The sequence below is a fragment of the uncultured Campylobacter sp. genome (assembly GCF_938030685.1).
GTDB lineage: Bacteria > Campylobacterota > Campylobacteria > Campylobacterales > Campylobacteraceae > Campylobacter_B.
This window is the reverse complement of the sequence record NZ_CALHHX010000097.1, coordinates 1-8,468: the sequence shown is the minus strand read 5'-3', so window position 1 is coordinate 8,468 and position 8,468 is coordinate 1. Positions and strand designations below refer to the sequence as shown.

Here is an 8,468-nt window from a genome sequence, read left to right as displayed (position 1 = left end):
CTTAAAGACGAGCCTAAACATCGCCAAGCGCTGGGGCGAGCTGAAGTAACTCCGCTAAATTTAAAGCGCAGAGAAATTTTGCCCTGGATGATTAGTAAAAATTTCAGCGCGATTTAGGTATATTGTGAAAAATTTAAGGTAAAAGATGAAATTTAACGATATTGATTTATCAAACTGGCACGAAAGCGATGTGTGGACGGATGATTTGTGGCTAATCCAAAGCCGCGAAAAAAGCGGAAAACACGAAAATATCTATCATGGAAATTTCGTGCCGCAAGTAGCGTATCAGTTGATTTCTCGTTATACTAAAAAAGGCGAAACGGTTCTGGATCCGTTTTGCGGTAGTGGAACAAGTCTTTTTGAATGCGAAAAGTTAGGACGAAAATTCATCGGACTTGATATAAATGAGCAAATTTTAAACTATGTAAAGGCTAAAATGAGCGGTAGTTCGCAAGATTTTTTTGCTTTAAATTTATGCGACAATGCCAGCACCTCAGCTAAAATCTGCATACAAAATTCGCTTGATTTCTTAGGGCAAAAGCAAGTAGCATTCGCGATTTTTCATCCGCCGTATCATGATATTGTCAGATTTACCCAAAATTCGGTGGACTTATCAAACTGCAAAAGCATAGATGAGTTTTTGATTGGATTTAGGAAAAGTTGCGAAAATTCTTTAAATTTTCTACCTAAAGATAGATACTTTGCTGTTGTTATAGGCGATATTTACAAAAATAGCGAGGTTGTACCACTATCGTTTTTATGTCTTGATATGATAAAAAGAAATTTTAAAACTAGACTAAAAGGTGTAATCGTAAAAAATATCGAGGGTAATCGCGGAAAACTCGGAGCAGGCGGAATTTGGCGGTATCGTGCATTAAAAAATGACTATTATATTTTTAAGCATGAGTATATTTTGATTTTTAAAAAGGAGTTTTGATGAGTAAAACTACTAAAACAGAGCTTTTCTTAGAACTTGCAAGACCAAATAAAAATGGTGTTTCTAGATGGGTGAGCGTAGGCGAGTTCATAGGAATTTATAAAGAATTGCAGCTTGGAAATGGCGGTAGCTGGTGTAGGGCGAATTCAACATTAGCTAAAAATTATATCGTTGAATTTGATAAAAGTCGAACAAGAGGTAACTCAATTGATGCTATCAGATTAAATGGGCTAAATTTAGCCCAAAATTTTAATCAAAATATTAGGCAAGATATAAAGAATTTTTACAAGACAAGAAATTGCGTGATGCTAGGTATAAACGGCACTAGCGAAAATACAAAAATAGAGATAGACCACAAAGACGGCAGAAAAAACGATTGGCGAGTAAGCGATACCGCTACGCAAAGATTAGATGATTTTCAGCCACTTTGTAAAGCTGCAAATGATATAAAGCGTCAAATTTGTAAAAAGTGTAAAGAAACAAATAAACGTTGGAGAGCTAAAAATTTGCTTGGTAATCCTTATGACTTTTATGCGGGAAGTGAAGATTATACGGATGATCTAGGTTGTGTAGGCTGTTATCAGTATGATCCAGTGGCATATCGTAAAGAATGCGTGAAAAAAATCGCAGATGAAGCAGCCAGGCATACTAGTGAGTTTATTTTTGCCAAGCTATATCAAGACGAGCAATGAACTATATTGGCTCAAAATTTTCATTGCTCGGTTTTTTGGATGAGAGTATAAGCTCGGTCGTGGGTGGCGATTTATCGAATTTAACGTTTTGCGATATGTTCGCGGGTACGGGCGTAGTCGGTGCATATTTTAAAAATTGTGTTAAAAAGTTAATCGCAAACGATATAGAGCCTTATAGCTACGCTTTAAATAACCACTATATAAAAAATGACTTAGATGAAAACAACTTAGAAAATTTAGTGAATAAATACGCTAATTTACCACCTAAAAAAGGTAAAATTTTTGAATTTTATGCACCTGGCGGCGGCAATGGACGACAATATTTTAGTGATGAAAACGCATGCAGAATCGATGCAATTAGACAAGGAATTTCAGAGCTTAAGCCTGACTCAAATGAGTATTTCGCTATGATTGCGAGCCTGCTTGAAAGCGCCGATATGGTGGCGAATACGGCGTCCGTTTACGGTGCATTTTTAAAAATTTTTAAAAAAACGGCCATAAAACCTCTAAATTTTAGTTTGGCAAAATTTACGCCACCATTGCGGCAAAATGAAGTGTATATGGCAGATGCAAATAAACTAATCGAGAAAATTTCTGGTGATATTTTATATCTTGACCCGCCGTATAATCATCGCGAATACGGAGCAAATTACCATTTGCTAAATACGATTACGCTATACGATGACTTTACGCCGCGCGGTAAAACGGGACTAAGAGAGTATCAAAAATCACTTTGGTGCAAAAAGCGAACGGCGATTATGGTATTTGAGGATTTGATCAAAAAAGCAAATTTTAAATATATTTTTTTAAGCTACAACAATGAAGGTCTTATGAGCGATGTGCAGATTCGAGAAATTTTAAGCAGATATGGCAGATATGATTTAGTAAAGAGGCAGTACCAAAGGTTTCGTGCCGATAAGGAGCAAAACCGCAATCATAAGGCAAACTCTACTCTAGAATATCTGCACATTTTAGAGAAATTTTAAAATTTTAGGACGACAGGGTTTTATAAGTTCGGTAAATTTTAATAGTAGAATTCTGCCTCCAAGGGGAATTTGTATGAAATTTTACTTACTCTAAAATTTTAAAGACTAGGCAAAGTTAAAAAATTTTTATGTTTTTATAAAAATTTAGCGAGCTTTATAAATTATAATTTCCATTCACGATAGGTGAAAAGCCTAGAATTTTACTTGCCGCAAGCTCAAAATCGAAATTTTAAAATTACAAGCTTACGGTTTTGGGCTTATAAATCCAAAAAATCCTTACTGAGTAAAATTCTAGACAAAGAATATCAAGCTCGCGCTAGCGCAAATTTTTCAAGTTTACGTAAATTTTGCGCCGCCTATTTTTTAGATTTTTCTAGCGCGGCGGCAAGGTCTGCTATGAGATCGTCCGCGTTTTCGATGCCTATGGCTAGGCGCAGCAAATTTTGACTGATGCCGATGCGCTCTTGCAGCTCGCGCGGATAGCTCTCGTGCGTCATCGACGCGGGGTGGCAGATCAGGCTTTCTACGCCGCCCAGGCTCACGGCTAGATCAAATAGCTCAAGGCTGCGCGCAAAGGTTTTATAGTCGTATTGCGGCTTAAGCACCAGTGAGATGACCGCTCCGATACCGCTAGCTTGGCGATTTTGTATCTCTTTTTCGTTAGCCGAATGCGAGCCCGCGAAATTTACCGCCTCTACCGCAGGATTGCTGCGTAAAAATTCTATTATCTTTAGCGTATTTTCGCTCTGGCGGTCGAAGCGCACGCTTAGCGTTTTAAGTCCGCGTATTAGCGAATACGCGTCGGTAGGCGATAGCGTCGCGCCCAGAGTGTTTTTCATAAACTGAATTCTTGCGGCAAGCTCATCGTCGTTCGTCGTAACGATGCCTGCGATTAGATCGGCATGCCCGCCTATGTATTTGGTCGCGCTATAAACTACGACGTCTGCGCCGTGCTCTAGCGGGCGCTGATAATACGGGGTTAAAAAGGTATTATCCATCACTACAAGCGCGCCGTTTTTGTGCGCGAGCTCGCTGATGCGCTCAATGTCGGTTACGCGCAAAAGCGGATTTGATGGTGTTTCGATGAAGACCATTTTAACGTCGCTTGGAATTTCGGTGATCAAATTTAGATCATCCACCAAGTCATAATTGATCCCTTGATTTTTAAAAATCCCACTTACGTAGCGATAGGTGCCGCCGTAGACGTTATTATTTAGCAGCACGCGATCGCCGCTTTTAAGCAGCGCAAACGCAGCGCTCGTAGCCGCCATGCCTGAAGCTAGCGCGAAGGCGTATTTGCTGCCTTCGAATTTTGCAAAAAGCTCTTCAAAGGCGTTGCGCGTAGGATTTGCGCCGCGCGAATAGGCGTATTTGCCGAAATCATCCAGGCTTTCTTGCACGAAGGTGCTGGCTAGATATATCGGCGGAATCACCGCGTTGTAGGGGTTGGACTTGGCCTCTATGCCCTTTACGATTAGGGTGTCTATTTTCATATTTTCTCCTTGAAATTTAATGGATTAAAAGCTCATCGCTCCGATAAATTTAGCTATGCGCTCGTCGTTGCTGCCAAAGAATTCCTCTGCGTCGCCGTCGAATGCGATAACTCCGCCGTCTAGGAATAAAATTCTATCTGCGATCTTACGCGCAAAGCCCATATTGTGTGTAACGATGATGAGCGAGCGATCCTCTGCGGCAAGCTCGGCGATAGTCTTTAGCACCTGCGCCTCAAGTTCGGGATCAAGCGCGCTCGTAGGCTCGTCCAGCAGCAAAAACTCAGGCTGCATAGCAAGTGCTCGCGCGATCGCCACGCGCTGGCTCTGACCGCCGGAGAGGCGAGCTGGATACGCGCCAGCTTTATCCGCCATGCCGACCTTTTTTAGCAGCGCCATTGCATTTGCCTCGGCAAGCTCGCGTGGCTGCTTTAGCACGTGTACGGGTGCTTCGATGACGTTTTGCAAGACGTTGAGGTGTGGAAAGAGATTGAAGCTTTGAAAAACCATGCCCGTATGCGCGCGGAACGGATGATACTCGCTTGTTTTATGCGGAGCGTCGAAATTTATCTTAAACTCGCCCAGCTGTAGCTCGCCGCCGCTTGGAATTTCGAGCAGATTTATGCAGCGCAACATCGTGGATTTGCCAGAGCCAGAGCTTCCTAAAATCACCGTCGTTTGCCCGTCGCGAAATTCTAAGCTTAGCCCGTTTAGCACGACGTGATCGCTGAAGCGCTTAGTTAAGTTCGTAAATTTTATCATCACACGAACCTTGAAAATCGTCGCTCTAGCTTGGATTGTAAGAACGTAAGAAGGGTGCAAACTGCTAGATAAAATAGCGCCGCCAGCACGTATAACGTAAGCGGATCGAATGCCCGTGCGGCGATACGTTGAGCGACCATAAACATGTCGACCATCGTAATCGAGGCTACGAGAGAGGTGTCTTTAAGCGTAGAGATAAATATATTTGATAGTGGCGGCAGCGATATGCGCGCTGCTTGCGGAGCGATGATGCGGCGCAGAATTTGAGCGTAGCCCATGCCTAGCGAGGTAGCCGCTTCCCATTGCCCCTTTGGCACCGATAGGATCGCAGCTCGCACCGCCTCTGAAGCGTAAGCGCCGATATTTAGGCTAAAGGTAATGATCGCAGCAGCCCAAACATCAAGCGCGATCCCGATGATTGGAAGCCCGAAATAGACGATAAAAAGCTGCACTAAAAGCGGAGTGCCGCGAAAAATCCAAATATAAATTTCACTTAGCTGCTTTAAAATTTTAAAATTTGCGATGCGTGCGACCGCCGTCAGTACCGCAAGCACAAGCCCGAATAGAAATGAGATTATCGTAAGCGGGATCGTAACTTGCAGCAGAGCTAGCGCCATCGGCTCTAGCGAGCTGCTAACAAGCTCTAGAATTCTGCTTGTTTCGTTCATTCACTCACATCTTTGCCGAAATATTTAAGCGAAATTTCTTTTAGCTTGCCTTCGGCTTTGAGTTCGTTTAAGGCTTTACTGATTTGATCTGCGAGCTCTTTATTGCCCTTTTGAACTATTGCAGCGCTATAATCGACGTCTTTTAGCTTTGCAGCGATTTTAATCGGAGCGTCCGGGCGCTGCTTTAAAAAGTCGTAAAATACGGTATTATCGCGCACGACGGTATCTACGCGGCGAGCGATCAGCAGCTCCATACTTTTCGCAAAACTATCGACGGTTACGTTTTGTGCGCCGTATTTTTTAGCGACTTGCGCCCAGTTGCTGGTAGCGGAGTCTGCATTTTTCTTGCCTTTTAAATCCTCGAAGCTTTTAATGTCGTTGTTATCTTTATGCACGATGATAGCTCCGTAAACGACGGTGTAGGGCACTGAATATTCATATTTTTTCTTGCGCTCGTCAGTGATGCTTACTTGATTAAACACAGCGTCTGCTTTGCCTGCATCAAATGCTGCAAGCATCGCATCCCAAGGCGCAGTTAGAAATTCTATTTTTAGACCAAGCTTTTCGGCGACTGCGCGCGCGACATCTACGTCGTATCCTACGAGCTCATTTTTGTCGTTATAATACGAAAATGGCGAAAAAGTACCTTCCGTAGCTACTTTAAGCGTGCCTTCGCGTAGCGTTTTAGAGTTTGCGCCGCATATTAAAAGCGCGCATGCAAGCAAAGTTTTTATTAAATTTTTCATAATTCCTCCAAAATTTTATGAGCGAAATTTAAAATACAAAATTCCGCCCAACCAAGTTTAAAATTCCACGCTTCAACTAAGCGGTCGTAGAATTTATTCCGTAATGTCTTTGCCAAAATATTTAAGTGAAATTTCTTTCAGCACGCCTTTTTGCTTTAGCGATTTTAGCGCGGAATTTATCTGCGCCGTCAGCTCATCATCCTTTTTAAGCAGCACGGCGGAATAGATCGGCTCATTGCCTTGAGCTGCGATCTTTAGCGGGGCGTTCGGGCGCTGCTTCATATAGTCAAAAAATGTGATGTTATCGTTGATCGTAGCGTCTGCACGACGAGCTATGATGAGCTCCACGCCCTTGCTAAATCCGTCTGCTGTGACGATCTCAGCGCCATAGCTGCGTGCCATGTCAGCCCAGTTACTGGTAGCGGAGTGGACGCTTTTTTTGCCTTTAAGATCCGCAAAACTCTTAATCTCCTCGTTATCAGCTCGCACTACTAGCGCAGCATAAGCCACGGTATAAGGCTCGCTGAAATTATATTTTTTCTTACGCTCCTGCGTGATGCTTACTTGATTCATCGCTATGTCCGCTTTGCCTGCGTCAAATGCCGCGAGCATCGCATCCCACGGCGCGGTTAAAAATTCCGCCTTTAGCCCTAGCTCTTTTGCTAGTGCGCGAGCGATATCGACATCAAAGCCGGTAAGATTATTTTTCTCGTCATAGAAAGAATACGGCGAGTAAGTCCCCTCCGTGGCTATTACGAGCGTGCCCTCTTTAAGCGTCTTAGCGCTTAGGGTGGCGGTGATCAGCGCTGTTGCGAGCAGGGCTTTAAATATTTTCATTGAATCTCCTTGAAATTTAGCTATCGCTCGCGCTGCGAGCAGATGCGCGATTATATCGTGCGGAATATATAATTTTTATTAAAATTTTAAATTTTAGTAAGACGTGATACAAAATTTCGCCTGTATGACAAAGCTTTAGCGTCATATATTTTTAAAATTCTGACAGAGGTGATTTATAAAATTTCAAGTTTATTAGGTAAAAGTATCACAGAAGGAATTCAGCCTGCGATATAAAATAAAATTTGCAAGTATTTCGAGGCGATTTTTTGAGTTAGAAGCTAAAATTTTGCGCAAGCTAGACTTCTGCTTGCAGTTGCGAGCGCAAGAGAAGCAAAATTTCTCTCAAAAGCGCTCGCAAGATGATCCTTTTGAAAAAGACGAGCCGCTAGCGAATTTGCCCGCCTCCGCGGACGACGTATTTATAGGTCGTGAGCTCTCTCACCCCCATCGGCCCTCTGGCGTGCAGCTTTTGCGTGCTGATGCCGATCTCGCCGCCGAATCCAAACTCGCTGCCGTCGCTAAAGCGCGTCGAGGCGTTGGCGTAGACGACCGCGCTGCCGACTTCGTTTAAAAACCGCTCGATGTTTGCGTAGTTTTCACTCAAAATCGCATCCGAATGCCCGCTGGAATGCGCGTTTATAAAGCCAATCGCCTCGCTTACGTCCCGCACGGCGCGTACGGCCAAAACGAGATCCAAAAACTCGGCGCCAAAGTCGCTCTCGCCTGCAAGTTTGACGTTTTTAGTGCCTCGCAGCTCCGACTCGCACGCGCCCAGAAGCTCCGAGCTCACGCGAAACTCGACCTCCGGCATCTCGCGCACAAGCCCCGGTAAAATTTCGCCTACCACGCGCTCATGCAAAAGCACGCACTCTACGGCGTTGCAGACGCTTGGGCGCTGGGTTTTGGCGTTTTTGATTATCTTTGCAGCCTCGCTTAAATTTGCGCTCTCATCGACGAAGATGTGGCACACCCCCGCGCCCGTCATGATGATCGGCACGGTCGCGTTTTGCGCAATAAAATCTTTTAAGCTCTTGCCGCCTCGCGGTATCAAAACGTCGATATACTCACTCATTTTCGCCATTTGCGCCACTACTTCGCGCTCGGCGCTCTCCACGAGCTGCACCGCGCCTGCTGGTAAGCCAAATTTCGCCCCGGCTTCGTTAAATAAATTTACTAAAAAGATATTCGAATTTAGCGCGCTAGCGCTGCCTCGCAGGATCGCCGCGTTGCCGCTTTTTAGCGTCAGAGCCGCTGCGTCGATGCTGACGTTTGGGCGGCTCTCGTAGATGATACCGAGCACCCCCAGCGGCACGCGCACGCGGCTGATTTGCATGCCGTTTGGATGGCTCC

Annotated in this window: 9 protein-coding genes; 3 read left to right on the top strand and 6 right to left on the bottom strand. The window is 44.4% G+C overall.

Annotated elements, in window-relative coordinates:
- The first annotated feature begins 145 nt into the window (after positions 1–145).
- Genes Q0369_RS04605 through Q0369_RS04595 form a run of 3 tightly spaced genes read left to right on the top strand, consistent with a single transcriptional unit; the run spans position 146 to position 2,615 of the window.
- On the top strand, positions 146–937 hold the full coding sequence (locus tag Q0369_RS04605) for a DNA methyltransferase (RefSeq protein ID WP_298096611.1): 792 nt from the start codon (positions 146–148) through the stop codon (positions 935–937).
- Entirely contained in the window at positions 937–1,629 is a 693-nt protein-coding gene (locus Q0369_RS04600) for a restriction endonuclease (RefSeq protein WP_297904769.1), read from the top strand. Before Q0369_RS04605 ends, Q0369_RS04600 begins: the two co-directional genes overlap by 1 nt.
- Positions 1,626–2,615, top strand: coding sequence for a DNA adenine methylase (locus Q0369_RS04595; RefSeq protein WP_298096609.1), 990 nt, complete (start codon positions 1,626–1,628; stop codon positions 2,613–2,615). Before Q0369_RS04600 ends, Q0369_RS04595 begins: the two co-directional genes overlap by 4 nt.
- A 356-nt stretch (positions 2,616–2,971) precedes the next feature.
- On the opposite strand, the gene Q0369_RS04590 is transcribed toward Q0369_RS04595, so the two are convergent.
- From Q0369_RS04590 to Q0369_RS04565, 6 genes are all read right to left on the bottom strand, one after another.
- Entirely contained in the window at positions 2,972–4,108 is a 1,137-nt protein-coding gene (locus tag Q0369_RS04590) for a PLP-dependent aspartate aminotransferase family protein (RefSeq protein ID WP_298096606.1), read from the bottom strand.
- Positions 4,109–4,132: 24 nt separating this feature from the next.
- Positions 4,133–4,867, bottom strand: coding sequence for an amino acid ABC transporter ATP-binding protein (locus tag Q0369_RS04585; RefSeq protein WP_298096602.1), 735 nt, complete (start codon positions 4,865–4,867; stop codon positions 4,133–4,135).
- Positions 4,867–5,535, bottom strand: a complete 669-nt coding sequence (locus tag Q0369_RS04580; RefSeq protein ID WP_298096599.1) for an amino acid ABC transporter permease — start codon at positions 5,533–5,535, stop codon at positions 4,867–4,869. The genes Q0369_RS04585 and Q0369_RS04580 overlap by 1 nt, the downstream gene beginning before the upstream one ends.
- On the bottom strand, positions 5,532–6,281 hold the full coding sequence (locus Q0369_RS04575) for an amino acid ABC transporter substrate-binding protein (protein WP_297905416.1): 750 nt from the start codon (positions 6,279–6,281) through the stop codon (positions 5,532–5,534). The genes Q0369_RS04580 and Q0369_RS04575 overlap by 4 nt, the downstream gene beginning before the upstream one ends.
- Before the next feature lie 93 nt (positions 6,282–6,374).
- Positions 6,375–7,118 carry an amino acid ABC transporter substrate-binding protein gene (locus tag Q0369_RS04570; RefSeq protein ID WP_005871289.1) on the bottom strand — a complete coding sequence of 248 codons (744 nt, stop codon included), beginning with the start codon at positions 7,116–7,118 and terminating at the stop codon, positions 6,375–6,377.
- Positions 7,119–7,503: 385 nt separating this feature from the next.
- The coding region (locus tag Q0369_RS04565; protein ID WP_298096596.1) for a glutamate-5-semialdehyde dehydrogenase at positions 7,504–8,468 on the bottom strand (965 nt) is incomplete at its 5' end.